This is a genomic window from Streptomyces sp. NPDC050534 (genome assembly GCF_044457745.1).
Classification (GTDB): Bacteria; Actinomycetota; Actinomycetes; order Streptomycetales; family Streptomycetaceae; genus Streptomyces.
On record NZ_JBITHF010000003.1, the window covers coordinates 500536 to 516770 of the forward strand.

Below are 16235 nucleotides of genomic sequence, written 5' to 3' on the forward strand. Positions count from 1 at the left end.
GGACGACGGCGACCCCGAAGGCGATGGCAACTCCGGGCGTCACGCGTTCGATTCCAGTAGCGTGCAGCGATGAGAACACGCGGGGGGAGACTCGCCGCCGTCGCGAGCCTTGTGACCGGCGCGGTCCTGGTAATGGGCGGCTGCGGCAAGATCAGAGCAGGGGACACCGGCACGGAGGACACGAGCGCGACAAAGCTCGGGTTCAAGAAGTACGCGGGCGCGGTGGACTACCCGTCGGTGACCGGCCCGCACAACAAGGGGTACGTGGCGCCCCGCGAGGGCCTGCGCCAGCTGGTGCCGCTGGGCGACTGCGCCCTGGGAGAGGGAACGTTCGCCAACGGATACCACTATGTGAACGTCAACTGGACTGGTTCCCAAGGCTGTTCGAAGCTCTCGATCACCCCGAAGCCGGGTGCCGACGACGAGGCCGACGTGCCGTACTCCATGCGCAGCGGCTGGCTCGGTGGCGGCCTGCCGGGCGACGTGGTGGTGCCGTGGGACGACGGTTCCCTGATCGGTGTCGGCGCCACTCTGACCCACCGGGCACCGCACGGCGAGCAGTCCCGGCTCGCCACGCTGCCGCTGACGTTCAACACCCACCCCGAGCAGGAGACCGCGGACGACGCCTCGGTGAACACCGCGGTGAAGGTCGGCCCGCGCCTGCTGATCGGCGGCGGCCAGACGGTCGACCAGGTGGAGTCTCCGTACGTGTTCGCGTCCGACGACGCGGGCAAGACCGTGCGCCGCGTGCCGCTGCCGACGATCGACGGCGGTCAACCGTCCACGCCCGTGGGCGACTTCGGCGTCCACGGCAGGGAGGTCGTCGCCTTCGGCGCGGCGGCGACCAACGCCTACGACTTCCACTCCTCGGGCACGATCCCGTTCTGGCACAGCGCGGACGGCGGCGCCCACTGGACGTCCGGCGCCATCACCGGGACGCCACCGGGCACACAAGTGCGCCGCGTCCTGTACGCGTCGGGCCACTGGTTCGCCGTGGGCGGCTACGCGAAAGCCGGCGCCTTCTACGACTCCCTCCCGCTGGTGCTCACCAGCCAGGACGGCACCCACTGGACCCGGATGGACACCTCGGCCATGGGGACCGGCGAGATCACGACCGCGACCGTCGACTCCGCCGGTCACCCGGTCCTGGTCGGCTCGACCCCTCGCCCCAAGTCCAAGCCGAACACCCGCACAGTGCTGTGCGGTTCCGTCTGGGTCGGCAACGGGACGACCACGGGCTGGAAACGCGGCGGCCTCGGCTGCGGCGAGGACCCCCCGAGCGCGGCGGTCACCCTCGCGGACGGGCGCGTGCTGATCGCGGGCAATCGCGACCTCTGGCTCTCGCGAAGCCCGCGGCCGGGGCGCGATCACGAGTCTTGATCTCGTCCCGCGGCGGGCGGACCGGGTCTCCGAATCCGTAGGATAGAGGGATGGTCGAACAGCCCCCCACGCGGTACTCGCCCGAAGGCACGCCACTGGGACGTACCGCGGACGACATGAGGTTCACCACCAGCTACTCCACTGAGACCCCACGGGCCCGCAAGCTGCGCTGGCTCATCAGGGACGTGCTGCGCCGGCCGGTGAAGTTCAGCAAGTAGACCACGACTCGATCGTCAGCTACGAGCGTCCGGTCCCGCTGAGAGCAGATCACCTACCGCGCGCTCCACGTCCCCCTCCGACACCAGCACCAACTGCGCCGCCTTCCCCAGCGGGACGAAGCTGTCCACGCTCGTGACCCGGCGCACCGTACCCGTGAATCCGGCGTCGACCAGGGCGGTGACGACTCCCTCGGAGACGCCTCCGGTACGGCGGGTCTCGTCGACCACGAGGACGCGGCCCGTCGCGCGGGCCTCCCGGAGCAGGTCGTCGACCGGGAGGGGGGACAGCCAGCGCAGGTCGACGACCCGGGCGGCGATGCCCTGTTGCTCCAGGCGGCGTGCCGCTCGTAGGGAGATGGGGACGCCGTTGCCGCAGGTGACGACGGTGAGGTCCGTGCCGGTGCCGTAGGTGCGGGCCCGGCCGATCGGTACGTGCTGTGCCGGTCGCGGGTAGGCGGCGAGCCAGGCGTTGTCGCCCTTCTCGTGGAGATCCCGCGTGTGGTAGAGCGCGATCGGCTCCAGGAAGGCGCAGACCGTACCGTCCACCTTCGCCGCCGCCACGCACGTGCGCAGCATCGCGGCGGCGTCGTCGGGACGGGAGGGGGAGGCGATGACCAGGCCGGGGATGTCGCGCAGCGCGCCGAGCGCGTTGTCGTTGTGGAAGTGGCCGCCGAAACCGCGCTGGTAGCCGTAGCCGGCGATGCGGACCACCAGGGGGTTGCGGTACTGGCCCTGAGAGAAGAACTGCAACGTGGCCGCCTCGCCCCGCAGTTGGTCCGCGGCGTTGTGCAGATAGGCGAGGTACTGGATCTCCGGGACCGGGAGCAGGCCGGACAGGCCCGCCCCCAACGCCAGCCCGAGGATGGACTGTTCGTCGAGGAGGGTGTCGAAGACCCGGGCGGTGCCGAAGCGACGCTGAAGGCCCCGGGTCAGGCCGTAGACGCCACCCTTGCGGCCCACGTCCTCGCCGAAGACGACCATCTCCGGGTGCGTGCCGAGCAGGTCGGCGAGTGTGTGGGTGATGGACTGGGCGACGGTGACGGGCTCGCCCACCGGTGCGGCGGGAGGTTCGCTCGTACGGCGTGCCGTCGTCGCCACGACGGCGGGGCGGCGGGGCGCGATGGGCGCGGCGATCTGCTCGGCGCTGGTCAGGGACTCGCTCTCCAGAGCCTCCTTGGCGACGGCGAACACCCGTCCGCCCACCTCGTCGTAGCGGTCGAGGACCTGCTGCGGGGTGAGGATGCCGGCCGCCGTGAGGAGCCTGGCCGTGGCCAGCAGGGGGTCGCGTTCCAGGTCCGCGCTGACTTCGGACGGCGTCCGGTAGGCGGCTTCGGCGTCCGAGCCCGCGTGGCCGAGGTAGCGCACCATCGACAGGTGCAGGAAGGCGGGTTGGCGGTTCCTGCGCACGTGGGCCGCGGCCTGGCGCGCGGTGTCGAAGGCGGCTCGCGGGTCGCAGCCGTCCGCGGGGAAGTAGGCGAGGCCGGGGCGGTTGCCGTAGGTCTGCCGTACCCAGTCGTGCGGTGTCGGGACGCTGATGCCCAGTCCGTTGTCCTCGCAGACGAACAGGATCGGCATCGGCAGGCCCTGATAGGCCGCGTGGCAGGCGCTGTTGATGGCGCCCGCTGCCGTGGAGTGGTTGACCGAGGCGTCGCCGAAGGTGCAGCAGACGACGGCGTCCGCGGGCCAGGCGCACTCCGTGCCGAGGCGCTTGGCGCGGGCGATGCTCCATGCCACCCCGACGGCCCGTGGCAGGTGGGAGGCGATCGTCGACGTCTGCGGGATGACGGCGAGTTCGCGACGGCCGTAGACCTTGTGCCGGCCGCCGGCGATCGGCTCGTCGGCTCCTGCGGCCACGCCCAGCAGCATGTCCCTGATCGCGTCGATGCCGCCGCTGTCGCTCTCGGGATCGCTCTCGCCGTCGCCGTCGCCGGAGGCTTGGCGGGCGCGGGCGGCGTAGAAGGCGCCGGAGCGGTAGTGCAGCAGGGCCGGGTCGGTGGGGCGCAGCGCGAGGGCGAGGGCGGCGTTGCCCTCGTGGCCGCTCGATCCGATGGTGTAGTAGCCCCGGCCCTGTTGCTGCATCCAGCGGGCGGCGAAGTCGGTCTGTCTGCTTGCGAGTTGGGCGTCGAACAGGTCGAGTGCGGTACGGCGGTCCAGTCCGCTCGCGTCGGACAGCCGGACCGGCGCGTCCGGAGACCGCGGACCGGCCACCACCGCCTCGCGGAAGTGGCCGTCCAGCTCCTCCACGGTGCTCACAGGCGGAACGAGAGATCGGGCTCGAGCGTGGCCACGTCCATCTGGGCCTTCTGCAGACGGCCGGAGTAGTCCCAGTTCATCGACTGCCAGCGGGTGAACTGATCCAGCACCCACTGCCCGGACTGCCGACTGCCGTTGCCCGACTTGCCGTTGCCGCCGAAGGGCAGGTGCGCCTCGGCCCCGGAGGTGGTGTTGTTGACGCTGACCATGCCTGCCGAGATGCCGCGCCGGTACGTCCACACCTCGTGCGGATCGGTGGTGTAGATCGCGGCGGACAGGCCGTAGCCGTGGGCGTTGGCCAGTTCGAGGGCCTCGTCGAAGGTCCGGTAGGTGGTCACCGAGACGATGGGGCCGAAGGTCTCGTTGAGGAACAGGTCGTCGTCGCGGCGCACTCCGTCGACGATCACCGGGTGGTAGAACATGCCCGCTTCGGGGTCGCCCACGAAGCCCTTGCGCGGGTTGGCGGCCGTGATCCGTCCGACGCCGTCGGAGCCGTACGTGCGGTGATGGTCCTTGATCCAGCCGAGGAAGGTCTCGTAGCGCTGCGCGAAGCGCTCGTCGAGCATCGGGCCGTAGAGGACGTCCTCGAACGCGTCCCCGACCCGGGCCGCGCGGCTCGCGGCGTCGAAACGGGCGAGGAAGTCCTCGTGCACCGACTCGTGCACGATGAGCGTGCCGAGGGAGGTGCAGCGCTGCCCCGCCGTGCCGAAGCCGGAGAACAACGCCCCCTCGACCGCCAGGTCGAGCTGCGCACTCGGCGCGACCACCTGCGGGTTCTTGCCGCCCAACTCCAGGCAGGGAGTTTGGAGATGACGTCCGCACAGAGCGCCGATCTTCTGGCCGACGACCGTGGAGCCCGTGAAGCCGACCTTGTCGATCAGCCCGGCGTCGAGGGAGGACTCCAGACCGGCGTACGTCTGCTCGCCGTCGGCGAGGACGAGGTTGAGTACGCCGTCGGGCAGGCCGCCGCCGTGCACGAACAGCTCGAAGAGGGCCCTGGCGCTGGCGGCGGCGTACTCGGCGGGCTTCCACACCACGGTGTTGCCGGTCACGAGCGCCGGCACGAGATACCAGGACGGCACGGCCACCGGGAAGTTCCCGGCGGTGATCACCGCGACCGCGCCCATGGGGTTGCGGAAGGTGAAGAGCTGCTTGTCCGGCATCTCGGACGGCACCGTCTGGCCGTAGAGCCTGCGCCCCTCGCCCAGGAAGAAGTCACAGGTGTCGATGATCTCCTGGACCTCGCCGAGCGCCTCGGCCAGCGGCTTGCCGATCTCCTCCGTCACGATGCGGGCGAGCCGCTCCTTGTTCGCCTCGACGAGCCGGCCGATCTTCCCGATCGCGGACCCGCGCACCGGCGCCGGGACGTCCGCCCAGGCACGCTGAGCCTCCTTCGCGGCCCTGGCGGCGTCGACGAAGGTCGAGGCGTCCCCGAGTGACACCTCGGTGACCACTTCGGCGGTACGACCTGGATTGGGGCGCCGAAGAGTCCCGCCGGGAGCGCCGGCGACCGGATGGCCGGCAACGATCGAGGCGACGGAACGGGCCATGTGTTTGCTCCTTGTCGGCGGGGCGGTGTTCTTCGGGGCGAGGGTGGCTGAGACGCGGACGGAAGCGGGGGCGGTCAGCGCAGGCCGGCGAGGACCCGGTCGAGGGCCCGCAGGGCGAAGCCGAGCTCGTCGCGGGTGACGGACAGGGCGGGTCGGAAGCGCACCGTACGCTCACCACACGGCAAGGCGATCACCTGCTCCTCGGTTCGCAGCCGGCGCACCACGTCGTCGCGGACGCCGCCGTCCGGCAGATCGATGGCGCACATCAGCCCGCGTCCACGGGCGTTGGACGCGACCGGTGTGTGCCGGGCTTCGAGATCACGTAGTTCGGTCTGGAACCACGCTCCCACGGCAGCGGCGTTGGCCACCAGATCGTCTCTCTCGATGATCTCCAGGATGCGGCGGGCACGGACCATGTCGACCAGGCCGCCGCCCCAGGTGGAGTTGATCCGCCCGGAGACCTGGAGGACGTTGTCGGGCACCAGGTCGACGCGGCGGCCGGCCATGATGCCGCCGAGCTGGACCTTCTTGGCGAAGGCGACGATGTCCGGCTCGAGGCCGAGCTGCTGGTAGGCCCAGGTCGTGCCGGTCATCCCGACCCCGGTCTGCACCTCGTCGAGTACGAACAGGGCGTCGTACTCGTGGCAGAGCGCCTGCATCGCCTGCAGGAACTCCGGACGCATGTGGTTGTCGCCGCCCTCGCCCTGGATCGGCTCGGCGAGGAAGCAGGCGATGTCGTGCGGGTTGTCCTCGAACGCCTGCCGCGCCTGCTGGAGGGCTGCGCGCTCGGCCTCCTCGACCTCGGCGAGGTGGCGCTCGAGGGGGAAGCGGACGGCGGGCACGTCGATGCGCGGCCAGTCGAACTGCGGGAAGCGGGCCGTCTTGTTGGGCTCGGTGTTGGTCAGCGAGAGGGTGTAGCCGCTGCGGCCGTGGAACGCCTTGCGGAGGTGGAGCACCTTGGTGCCGAGCTCGGGGGAGCGGCCCGCGGCCTCGTTGCGGCGGCTCTTCCAGTCGAACGCCGTCTTGAGCGCGTTCTCGACGGCGAGCGCGCCGCCCTCGACGAAGAACATTCGCGGCAGTTCCGGATCGCCCAGCACCCGGGCGAACGTCTCGACGAACTCGGCGTAGTGCGTGGTGTAGACGTCGGGGTTGGCGGGCTTGTTCGCGGCGACCTGCGCCAGCAGGGTCATGAACTCCGGGTCGTCCACGATGCCCGGCGCGTTGAGCCCCAGCGGGGCGGACGCGAAGAACGAGTAGAGGTCGAGGAACTTCTCACCGGTGCGCGCGTCGACGAGCCACGAGCCCCGACTGGCGAGCGGGTCCAGCACCAGCTTGAAACCGTCGGTCAGCACATGCCGGCCGAGTCTCTCGTGCACCTCGTCGGGGTGGACCGTCGATACTGCGGCAACCGTCATGAAGCCACCTACTCTCGAGAGCCGTCTACCGAAGAAACTTCGTTGAACGCGAGAATCAGCGAGAATATTTTAGGTATGAGACGGGAGGGGCCGCAAGGTTTCGTGCAGTGGTGGGTGTGAGTGTGTCGGGTGGGGGCTGATCCGGGGGTGTCCGGGGGTGTGGGGACGGCGGCGCTTACGGCGACGAGACCTTCCTGCTGGAAGCGTAGCCCTGGCCTGGGGCTTTGTTGCAGGTCAAGTGGGCCGATGGAGGTACCCCCCCTCGTAGGGAGGCCGGATCTCGGGTGAGGGCCGGTTCGGATCAGTAGATGATCGACACGATCTGGCACGCGGCCTCGGCGAGCCGTCGATCTCCTCGCACCTGGGCGCGGGCCAGGGCGTCCGAAGGGCAGATGCCCCGCGTTGCCAACTGCCAGACGGTCTCTGTGTCCAGCAGTACGGCCGCGGTCGGTCGGTCGCTCGAGGCTTCGGCCAACGGTGCTTCGGCCAACGGTGCTTCGGCCAACGATGCTTCGGCCAACGACCATCGGTCCGCCGTGGCAGTCGCCGCCCAGCTGCCGCCACCGGAGCCCTCGGCGATCACTTGGACCTGCGTCCCGACGGGTGCGGACGTGCGGCGGAGCGTGTGGGGCAGGGCTCGCATGAAGGTGTCGAGGACCGTGGCCAGGGCGCGCGGGTCCGGGTCGGTGTCGAGACCGATGGCGTGGCGGATCTGCTGCCGGTGAGTCCAGTGCTCGGTGAATTCCCGGGCGATGTCCAGCCATGCCGGCGCAGGGTCGACGCCTGCCCACGACACGCCCAGAGCGGTCGCGTCGAGGTCGGCTGTGGCGAAGCGATGGGCGAGCCGGGTGCCTGCCTCCGCCAGGGCGTCGATGAGCGAAGCAGGGCTGTCGTCGGCGTGCAGCTCGACCCATTCCTGATTCGTGCGGTGGATGAACGCCACGAGTGTCTCGCCCTCAGCGAAGCCGTTCCGGTGGTTGTGGCCGAGGCGGCCGTAGTAGTCACCGAGGAGGTGGGCGGCGACGTCGTGGACCGTCCAGTGCCCGGCTGCCGTCCTGCTCCAGTCGGCAGGGGTCAGGCCGCGCAGGGTGTCGAGCAGCGACCTGAGTTCCGGACCGAACATCGCACGGGCGTCGATCGGGTCACCCAGCCAGGAAACGTCGGCCGCGCCGCTGGACTCGGGACTCATGGCCACAGCCTGTCAGGCAGGAACCGTGGCCTGCCATCGAATACGCCTGCACGTGCCCCGCGCTCCCGCGCTCCCGAGTTCCGGGGAGCGATCGTCAATTACAAGTTGACGATCGCGGATCGTCAACTTACGATTGACGCATGAGTCCACTCGACATCAGCCTCGCCGACCTGATCGCACGGCTCGACGAGGAACTCCCCGAGGCCGACCAACTGGCCCGCATCAGCGAGGCGCGACTCCGCGCCCAGACCCTCTCCGACCTCGGTGACCAGCTCATCGACCACTACGTCAGCAAGGCCAAGCAGACCGGCGCGTCGTGGACCGAGATCGGCGACGCCATCGGAGTGTCCAAACAGGCCGCCCAGCAACGCCACACCCCCGCCGCGTTCGAGCGGTTCACCAACCTGAACCGGCACAGCATCGTGCTGGCGCAGGAGGCGGCCCGAACCCACAAGCACGACTCCATCGGCACCGAGCACATCCTGCTCGGCCTGCTCGGCGAACCACGGGGCCTGGCGTACGAGGTGCTGGTGGCGAAGACCGAGTCGGAGCAACGCATCCGCGAGGCGATCGAAGAAGCGCTTGCGCCGGCCGGGAAGAAGGCGCTGCGGGGCCACATCGCCTTCCGCCCCGAGAGCAAGGAAGCAATCGAGCAGGCACATCGCGCCGCGGCCGACCTCGGCCACGACTGGGTCGGCACGGAACACACCCTGCTGGGCCTGATCCGCACCGAGCAGGGCCTCGCCGCCCAGATCCTGCGCAACCTCGGCTTCACGTCGGACGAGCTGCACGAGTCGGTCAGGACAGCGATCGCCCAACGGCTCGCTGCCCGCGACAAGTAGTCGCGGAGTAGGGAAACAATCAGCCCCACCACGGCCTGTACCTACACAGCTGTCCCACCCGCCGTCGCCAAATGCCTTGTCGTGCGCGGCGGGTGAGACGTAGCCAATAGGCCGGCTTATTTCGAATCCGGTCAGTGAGGTGGACTGACCCACGGCGCTCTGCGGTGGTCCGGACCGGGACTCTGCGCCGGGTCCCCTGCACGCGGAAGCATTCGGCAACCGAGGCTCGTGGCGCTTCGGCGAGACCGTGATCGAGGAAGTCTCACACTATTGACCGCTTGGTCTTCCGCCATGCGCATCCCAGCAGCATCGGCCAAGGGCAGGCGCCGGAATCGTCCACACGACGGGTTCCGTACGGCGGCCCGAACGCCCGTGTGTCAGGACGCCCCCAGCCCATTCAGCAACGTGTCGACGACGACGTCCGCCGCCTGGCCCGCGCTCAGTTCGGGGAGTTGGCGGGATACCAGGTGCATGAGTTGGGGCATGAGCGCGGCGGCCCATCCTTCGGGGAGGTTGGGGCGCAACAGGCCCTCGTCGGTGGCTCGTTGGAGGAAGGCGTCGACTTCGTGGACGGAGGCGTCGCGGCGGGCGCGGACGTCGTCGTCGGCGAGCATGCGGGTCAGGTCGACCGGCCAGGTGCGGTTCACCGTGATGATGTTCTCGACGTAGCGGTGCAGGGCCACGGCGACCGGTGCCTCGCGGAGCCGGGCGTCTTCGATGGCGTGCTCGATGGCCGTGAGGCGGGATTCGTAGATGGCCGCCAGGAGGTCTTCGCGGGAGGCGAAGCGGCGGTAGACGGTACGCCGGTCCACGCCTGCCTCGCCGGCGATGCTCGCGATGCTGGCGCCGGGGTCGGCGGCGAGCATGCGGGCTCCGGTGGTCAGGACGGCTTCCAGGTTGCGCGCTGCGTCGGCTCTCACCACACCGAGTCTAGTGGCCGAATGTGAAGTCTGAGACATCTAGCGTCTCTACGGAGTAGAGCCATGGGCATTAAATGCTACAGTCAAGTGACAGATAAAGGCTGTAGTGCCAGAACTGTGGGGTGATCGCTCCGTGGTCGTCGGCACGACCGCCATGTGTAGTGCGTCGTGTATCGCGTCCAGAAAGGCACGTTCCTATGTCGAAGCAAGGCAAGCCCTCCTCCCCCAGGAAGGGCGGTGTCGCCGCTGCGATGAGTGCGCTGGTCCTGGCAGTGCTGCTCGCGGCCCTGGATCAGACGATCGTCTCGACCGCGTTGCCACGGATAGCGCAGGACCTGAACGGGTTCGACGACATCGCGTGGGTCAGCGCCGCGTATCTGCTCGCGTCGACCGCGGTGACCCCCTTGTGGGGCAAGCTCGGCGACATGTTCGGGCGCAAGCGGCTGTATCTGGCCTCGACCTCGGTCTTCCTGGCCGCCTCGGTGGCCTGCGGCCTGGCGCAGAACCTGCCCGAGCTGATCGGGGCCCGCGTACTGCAGGGTGTGGGCGGCGGCGGCATGATCGTGCTGACCTTCGCCCTCGTCGGCGACATCGTCGCGCCGAGCGAACGGGGCCGCTATCAGGGCATGTTCGGGTCGGTCTACGGCGTCGCCAGCATCGTCGGGCCCCTGCTGGGCGGCGTCTTCACCGACCAGTTGTCCTGGCGGTGGGCCTTCCTGGTCAACCTGCCGGTCGGCATCATCGCCCTGGCCATCGCCGCGCGGGCGCTGCCCGCGGCCACCAGGGGCGCAAGGGCTCGGATCGACTACCTGGGGTCTCTGACCCTCGCCTCCATCGCCACCGGACTGGTCCTGATCACGTCCTTCGGTGAGCGCTGGGGCTGGGGTTCGCCGGCCGTCGTCGGGCTGGTCGCCGCCACCGTCGTACTGGCCGTGGTGCTGGTGCCCGTCGAGCGGCGCGCCGCCGCTCCGGTGCTGCCGCCCGCCATGTTCGCCTCGCGGACCGTCGTCTTCTCCTCGCTGATCGGGTTCTTCGCCAACGCCGCGATGTTCGCCGTGCTGGTGTACCTGCCGACGTATCTCCAGATCGTCCACGGGATCTCGGCCACGCTGTCCGGCATCCACATGCTGCCCCTGGTCGCCGGTCTGGTCGTCAGCCAGTCCCTGGCCGGACGCTGGGCCGCCCATGTCGAGCGGTTGCGGGCGATCCTCCTGGCGGGTCTGCTCGCCAACCTCGCCGGGCTGCTCCTGCTGGGCACCATCGGGGCGGCCACCAACACCCTTGTGCTGAGCGGCTACTTCCTGATCACGGGTGTCGGTATCGGCATGGTGCCCATGGTCGTGCTGACCACCGTCCAGAACAGTGTGCCCGCCGCCGATCTCGGCGCCGCGAGCGCCGTGGTCACCTTCGCCCGTTCGATCGGCGCGGCTTTCGGTGTCGCCGTCTTCGGCACCCTCCTCAACACCGGCTTCGCCGACCGCACTCGCGGCCTGCCGACCGGCGGCGGCTTCGACGCCGCCCGTCCCGACACCATCGGCCGCCTGCCCGGCGCCCTGCGCGATACCGCCCTGGACGCCTTCGCCCACGCCACGGCCATGGGCTATCTGTGGATCGCCCCGACCCTCGCCGTCGGCACCCTGCTCGCCCTCTTCCTCAAGAAGCCGGGCCGTAAGGCCGAGGGGGAGGGTAAGGGTGCTGTCACGCCTGCCGCGACCACCAAGGACGTTGTCCCGGCCGCCTGATCCATCCACCGGAACAAACGCCCTCGACCGGCCCGCACCCGATGAAGGTGTCGGCCGGTCGAGGGCGTCAGGCGTCAGGCGCCAGGCGTGATGCTCCATGCCCCATGTCCCATACGTCAGGCGGTCAGCGCACGGTGGCGTGCGCCGCCCGCTCGATCACCTCGGCCACCAGGTGCGGGTGGGAGACGGCGACCGAGTGGGAGGCGGCGATCTCGGTGGTGTGGGCGTGGGCGCGCTGAGCCATGAACCGCTGGACGGCGGGCGGGATGTTGAGGTCGCGGGTGATGATGAAGTCCCAGCTGGGTTTGGTCTTCCACGCCGCGGTGGTGGCCTTCTCCTCCAGGGCGGACTGGGCGATGGGGCGCTGTTCGGCGGCCATCAGGGCGGCCTGCCGTACGGGGACGTCGGCGGCGAACTGGTGGCGGAACTTGGCCTGTTGGATGTACAGGTCGGTGGCCGTAGTGCCGTCGGGCTGCTGGTAGGTGACCGGGTCGAGGGCGTCGGGGAGGGTGGAGCCCGGGTACTTGCCGGTCAGCTCCAGGGCGCTCTCGCCGGGCGCGGGCAGGAAGGCCGCGACGTAGACGAGGGCCTTGACCTCGGGGTCGTCGGTGGCGGCCTGGCTGATGACGTTGCCGCCGTAGGAGTGGCCTACGAGGATCTTCGGGCCCTTGACGTGGTCGAGGACCGTGCGCAGGGCGGCGGCGTCGGAGGCCGGACCGCGCAGCGGGTTGGCCGCGGCGACGACCGGGTAGCCGTCGGCGCGCAGGTCGTCGATGACGCCGTTCCAGCTGGAGCCGTCGGCGAAGGCGCCGTGCTCCAGGACGATCGTCGGCTTGGCGCGGCTGCCGGTGTCCGCGGCACCGGCGGTCTTGGTCGCGCCGTCGGCGGTGCCGCTGAGGGCGAACGCCCCGAGCGCCAGACCCGCCGTGACCGTCGAGACGACACCCGTCACCAGCTGCTTGCGGCCACCCTTGATGCTCACCACGACAGGCCCCCCCAAGCCTGCTGCGTATGTCGATGTACGGGGCCGGGGGCTCCCCCATTGGCCCGTTTGTCACCGTCCTGACCGGTGACGAATCTGTCAGGAACATACATCACCTGTCAAGGTGGTGACGGCACAACGCAGGCGCGGCCGGGAAGAGTGATCCTCTTCCCGGCCGCGCCCGCGTTTGTCGGCCCCTAAAGGTGATCGGCGTCGACCACGGCCTGAGCGAAGAGCGTCGGAGCCTCCTGCGGAAGGTTGTGGCCGATGTTCGCGATGGTGCGGTGCTCGTACGGGCCGGTGAAGTGGTCGCGGTACGTGGAGCCGCCGCCGGGCGGGGTGAAGGGGTCCAGGGCGGGGTCGAGGGTGATCGTGGGGACGGCGATGGGGGGCTGGGCCGCGAGCTGCTTCTCGTAGCGGTCGTAGCGGCGTTCGCCCTCGATCAGTCCGATGCGCCAGCGGTAGTTGAAGAGAACGATGGCGGCGTAGTCGGGGTTCTTGAAGGCCTCGGCGGTGCGCGCGAAGGTGGCGTCGTCGAAGTTCCAGTTGGGCGAGACGAGCGTCCATACGTAGCGGCACAGGGCGATGCGCTGGTCCTCGTTCTCCATGGCCTTCTTGCCGCGGTCGGTGGCGAAGTACCACTGGTACCACCAGTTGTGTTCCACGGCCGGGAGGGCGGGTTCGAGCTGTGCGCTGACCTTGGTGATGACGTAACCGCTGGTGGAGACAAGGGACTTGACCCGCTCGGGCCACAGCGCGGCGATGATGTCAGCGGTGCGTGAGCCCCAGTCGAACCCGGCGAGAACGGCCTTCTCGATCTTGAGCGCGTCCATCAGGGCGATGATGTCCAGCGCGACGGCGGACTGTTCGGCGGTGCGGGGGGTGTGGCGGGACAGGAAGCGGGTGCTGCCGTGGCCGCGCAGGTAGGGGACGATGACGCGGTAGCCCAGGTCGGCGAGGAGCGGGGCGACGTCGACGTAGCTGTGGATGTCGTACGGCCAGCCGTGCAGGCAGATGACGACCGGGCCGTGGGCCGGGCCGGCCTCGGCGTAACCGATGTCCAGCAGGCCCGCCTTGACCTGCTTGATCGTGCTGAACTCGGTGTGGGTGCCGGGGGTGATGGTCGGCACGGTGATCCCGGAAGTGCTGCCCGACCTCGGTGCGGTGGGCGCGGAATCTCCCGCGGATGCGCCGGTCTGCAGGCCGGACAGCGAGACCGCGGCCGCGCCGGTGCCCAGACCGACGGCCTTGCTGAAGGTGCGCCTGTTGATCATGAGAAACCTTCCGTCATGCGATTCCGGTGACCCGGACCCCTGGCTCGATGACACTCGCACAACGCGCGTCACCTGTCAAAGCAGTGACGCACATCGAAGATACGTGTCGCCGGCGGGGGGAGGGGGTGCGGGTGCCGTCGCCCTGCAGATGCATGTCGACCTGCCGGGTGGAGACGTCGTGACGGGCGCGGACGGCCCATCGGCGAGCGTGCGAGCCTCGGATGTGTGTATCTAAATCAAAGAAGTGCTACATTAATGTGACAGTTGATCGGTCGGTCCATCTTCATGCGTCCGGGCGACCCGAATCGAAAGCACTTAAGGAGAAAGCACGTGATCACCTACGACCAGCTCTTCATCGCAGGCTCCTGGGTCAAGCCGAGCAATCCTGAGCTGCTCGACATCGCCTCACCGCACGACCGGTCTGTGGTCGGCCGCGCCGCGCAGGCGCAGCCCGCGGATGTCGACCGGGCGCTCGCCGCGGCGCGGGCGTCCTTCGACACGGGCGAGTGGCGGCAGACGCCACCTGCTCAACGCATCGCGCTACTAAGGCAGTTCAACACCCTCCGCGAGGAGGGCGCGGAGAAGATCGCGCACCTGATCTCGTTGGAGAACGGCTCGGCCGGCTGGTTCACCCGTGCCGGACAGCCCGGACTCACACGGCAGGCGAACGCCTACCTGAAGGCGGCGGAGGAGTTCGGCTGGGAGGAGGCGCTCACGCCCTCCGATCCCACGTCCCCGGTGCGCAGCGTGGTGCGCCGCGAGGCGGTCGGTGTCGTGGCCGCGGTGATCCCGTGGAACTCGCCCTTCTCCTCGGCCACTTCGAAGATCATCCCTGCCCTGCTCGCCGGCAACTCCGTGGTCCTGAAGGTGTCCCCGGAGAACTCGCTGAGCATGGGATTCCTGGCCCAGCTACTGGAGCGGGTGGGCCTGCCCGAGGGCGTGATCAGCGTTCTGCCCGCGGACCGGGAGACCAGTGAGTACCTGGTGTCGCACCGGGAGGTCGACAAGATCGCCTTCACCGGCTCGACGCGCGCCGGGCGCCGTATCGCCGCGATCGCGGGCGAGCAACTCAAGCGGGTCAGCCTGGAGTTGGGCGGCAAGTCGGCCACGATCATCCTCCCCGACGCCGACATCGAGAAGGCCGTGGCGGGCGTGAAGTTCGGCTCCCTGCTCAACAACGGCGAGTCCTGCATCGCCCAGACCCGGATTCTGGCCCCGCGCAGCCGCTACGAGGAGGTCGTGGCCGGACTCAAGGAACTGGTGGAGTCGCTGAAGGTCGGCGACCCGAGCGCCCCCGACACCTTCATCGGCCCGATGATCCGCCCCGACCAGCAGGAGCGGGTGCGCAGTTACATCCGGCTCGGCATCGAGGAGGGTGCCCGCCTGGTCACCGGCGGCCCGCAGATCCCGGAGGGCCTGGAGCAGGGCAACTACGTCACGCCCACCGTCTTCGCCGACGTCGACAACTCCATGCGGATCGCGCAGGAGGAGATCTTCGGGCCGGTCCTGGTGGTCATCGCCTACGACGACGAGAACGACGCCGTACGTATCGCCAACGACTCCGAGTACGGCCTCTCCGGCGGCGTCTGGTCCGCCGACGAGGAGCACGCGCTGGCCGTCGCCCGCCGCGTCCGCACCGGAACCATCACCGTCAACGGCGCCTCCGTCGCCTTCGACGGCCCGTTCGGCGGCTTCAAGGCCAGCGGCATCGGCCGCGAGTACGGGGCGGTGGGTCTCGGCACGTACACCGAGTACAAGACCATCACCGTCTGACGGCGATCGGTGGGCAGGGGGTCGGTGTTCGGTGATCGGTGTTCGGTGACTCCCGGCAGCGCCTGTCACCAGAGTCGTCACCGGCTTGACCGGTGACGAAGGTGACTGTCATGATGACGTCACCGCCTGAACCAGTGACGCAAGAGTCGTCACGGTCGACGGGCGAGCGAAGACTTTCCAAGTCCAACCAGCCGGGGAGGCCAGTCATGGCAGTCACCTACACCGCCGTTGTCGACGTCGAGGGAGAGGGCCGCAACGGCGGCCACGCCCGTTCCTCGGACGGTCTGCTGCAGACCGGCCTCGCCCTCCCCAAGGAACTCGGCGGCGCAGGCACCGCGACCAACCCCGAGCAGCTCTTCGCCGCCGGCTGGGCCGCCTGCTTCCTCGGTGCCCTCCGGCGCGCCGCCACCGACCGCAAGATCCGGCTCACCAGCACCGACATCACCGCCGAGATCACGCTCACCCACGGCGACGACGGCGAGTTCTCCCTCTCCGCGGTTCTCAACCCCGTACTGGGTGGTGTCGACCAGGCGACCGCCGAGGAACTGGCGCACGCCGCCCACCAGATCTGCCCCTACTCCAAGGCGACGCGCGGCAACATCCCGGTCACCATCAACGCGAGCCTCGCGAGCACCGCCGCCTGATCGGAAGACCGGCCGACGGACGGTGCCACCAAGTCACGTGCGCGCCCTCAGCA

At 69.5% G+C, this 16235-nt stretch carries 13 protein-coding genes; 6 read left to right on the forward strand and 7 right to left on the reverse strand.

The window, feature by feature from the left end:
* Positions 1–69 precede the first annotated feature (69 nt).
* Together ACIBN2_RS13300 and ACIBN2_RS13305 are read left to right on the forward strand one after the other, a co-directional pair.
* Positions 70–1380 carry a hypothetical protein gene (locus ACIBN2_RS13300; protein ID WP_399134427.1) on the forward strand — a complete coding sequence of 437 codons (1311 nt, stop codon included), beginning with the start codon at positions 70–72 and terminating at the stop codon, positions 1378–1380.
* Positions 1381–1430: 50 nt separating this feature from the next.
* Entirely contained in the window at positions 1431–1598 is a 168-nt protein-coding gene (locus ACIBN2_RS13305) for a hypothetical protein (RefSeq protein ID WP_399134428.1), read from the forward strand.
* A gap of 15 nt (positions 1599–1613) precedes the next feature.
* On the opposite strand, the gene ACIBN2_RS13310 is transcribed toward ACIBN2_RS13305, so the two are convergent.
* From ACIBN2_RS13310 to ACIBN2_RS13325, 4 genes are all read right to left on the reverse strand, one after another.
* Positions 1614–3851 (reverse strand): thiamine pyrophosphate-dependent enzyme, encoded by a 2238-nt coding sequence (locus ACIBN2_RS13310; protein ID WP_399134429.1) that lies wholly within the window; start codon positions 3849–3851, stop codon positions 1614–1616.
* On the reverse strand, positions 3848–5401 hold the full coding sequence (locus tag ACIBN2_RS13315; RefSeq protein WP_399134430.1) for an aldehyde dehydrogenase family protein: 1554 nt from the start codon (positions 5399–5401) through the stop codon (positions 3848–3850). Before ACIBN2_RS13315 ends, ACIBN2_RS13310 begins: the two co-directional genes overlap by 4 nt.
* A 74-nt stretch (positions 5402–5475) precedes the next feature.
* Positions 5476–6816, reverse strand: a complete 1341-nt coding sequence (lat, locus tag ACIBN2_RS13320; RefSeq protein ID WP_399134431.1) for an L-lysine 6-transaminase — start codon at positions 6814–6816, stop codon at positions 5476–5478.
* A 301-nt stretch (positions 6817–7117) separates the two neighbouring features.
* Positions 7118–8005, reverse strand: a complete 888-nt coding sequence (locus ACIBN2_RS13325; protein ID WP_399134432.1) for a maleylpyruvate isomerase family mycothiol-dependent enzyme — start codon at positions 8003–8005, stop codon at positions 7118–7120.
* 140 nt (positions 8006–8145) lie between these two features.
* Here ACIBN2_RS13325 and ACIBN2_RS13330 point away from each other — a divergent pair, with 140 nt between their 5' ends.
* Positions 8146–8847 carry a Clp protease N-terminal domain-containing protein gene (locus ACIBN2_RS13330; RefSeq protein ID WP_399134433.1) on the forward strand — a complete coding sequence of 234 codons (702 nt, stop codon included), beginning with the start codon at positions 8146–8148 and terminating at the stop codon, positions 8845–8847.
* 377 nt (positions 8848–9224) lie between these two features.
* Here ACIBN2_RS13330 and ACIBN2_RS13335 read toward each other — a convergent pair whose 3' ends face one another.
* The gene (locus ACIBN2_RS13335) at positions 9225–9713 is read right to left on the reverse strand and encodes a TetR/AcrR family transcriptional regulator (RefSeq protein ID WP_399134638.1); all 489 of its coding nucleotides are present in this window, start codon (positions 9711–9713) and stop codon (positions 9225–9227) included.
* A 251-nt stretch (positions 9714–9964) separates the two neighbouring features.
* Between ACIBN2_RS13335 and ACIBN2_RS13340 the strand changes: the two genes are divergently transcribed.
* Positions 9965–11509 (forward strand): MDR family MFS transporter, encoded by a 1545-nt coding sequence (locus tag ACIBN2_RS13340; protein ID WP_399134434.1) that lies wholly within the window; start codon positions 9965–9967, stop codon positions 11507–11509.
* Between the two features lie 124 nt (positions 11510–11633).
* On the opposite strand, the gene ACIBN2_RS13345 is transcribed toward ACIBN2_RS13340, so the two are convergent.
* Positions 11634–12494 carry an alpha/beta fold hydrolase gene (locus ACIBN2_RS13345; RefSeq protein ID WP_399134435.1) on the reverse strand — a complete coding sequence of 287 codons (861 nt, stop codon included), beginning with the start codon at positions 12492–12494 and terminating at the stop codon, positions 11634–11636.
* A 194-nt stretch (positions 12495–12688) separates the two neighbouring features.
* Positions 12689–13765 (reverse strand): alpha/beta fold hydrolase, encoded by a 1077-nt coding sequence (locus ACIBN2_RS13350; protein ID WP_399134436.1) that lies wholly within the window; start codon positions 13763–13765, stop codon positions 12689–12691.
* A 330-nt stretch (positions 13766–14095) separates the two neighbouring features.
* Between ACIBN2_RS13350 and ACIBN2_RS13355 the strand changes: the two genes are divergently transcribed.
* Positions 14096–15538, forward strand: coding sequence for an aldehyde dehydrogenase (locus ACIBN2_RS13355; RefSeq protein WP_399134437.1), 1443 nt, complete (start codon positions 14096–14098; stop codon positions 15536–15538).
* Positions 15539–15744: 206 nt separating this feature from the next.
* Positions 15745–16182: an organic hydroperoxide resistance protein gene (locus ACIBN2_RS13360; protein ID WP_399134438.1), complete on the forward strand. Its 438-nt coding sequence runs from the start codon at positions 15745–15747 to the stop codon at positions 16180–16182.
* Positions 16183–16235 lie beyond the last annotated feature (53 nt).

Coding starts and splice junctions, on each gene's coding strand:
- ACIBN2_RS13300 (WP_399134427.1), top strand. CDS start 70: ATGAGAACACGCGGGGGGAGACTCGCCGCCGTCGCGAGCCTTGTGACC.
- ACIBN2_RS13305 (WP_399134428.1), top strand. CDS start 1,431: ATGGTCGAACAGCCCCCCACGCGGTACTCGCCCGAAGGCACGCCACTG.
- ACIBN2_RS13315 (WP_399134430.1), bottom strand. CDS start 5,401: ATGGCCCGTTCCGTCGCCTCGATCGTTGCCGGCCATCCGGTCGCCGGC.
- lat (WP_399134431.1), bottom strand. CDS start 6,816: ATGACGGTTGCCGCAGTATCGACGGTCCACCCCGACGAGGTGCACGAG.
- ACIBN2_RS13325 (WP_399134432.1), bottom strand. CDS start 8,005: ATGAGTCCCGAGTCCAGCGGCGCGGCCGACGTTTCCTGGCTGGGTGAC.
- ACIBN2_RS13330 (WP_399134433.1), top strand. CDS start 8,146: ATGAGTCCACTCGACATCAGCCTCGCCGACCTGATCGCACGGCTCGAC.
- ACIBN2_RS13335 (WP_399134638.1), bottom strand. CDS start 9,713: ATGCTCGCCGCCGACCCCGGCGCCAGCATCGCGAGCATCGCCGGCGAG.
- ACIBN2_RS13340 (WP_399134434.1), top strand. CDS start 9,965: ATGTCGAAGCAAGGCAAGCCCTCCTCCCCCAGGAAGGGCGGTGTCGCC.
- ACIBN2_RS13350 (WP_399134436.1), bottom strand. CDS start 13,765: ATGATCAACAGGCGCACCTTCAGCAAGGCCGTCGGTCTGGGCACCGGC.
- ACIBN2_RS13360 (WP_399134438.1), top strand. CDS start 15,745: ATGGCAGTCACCTACACCGCCGTTGTCGACGTCGAGGGAGAGGGCCGC.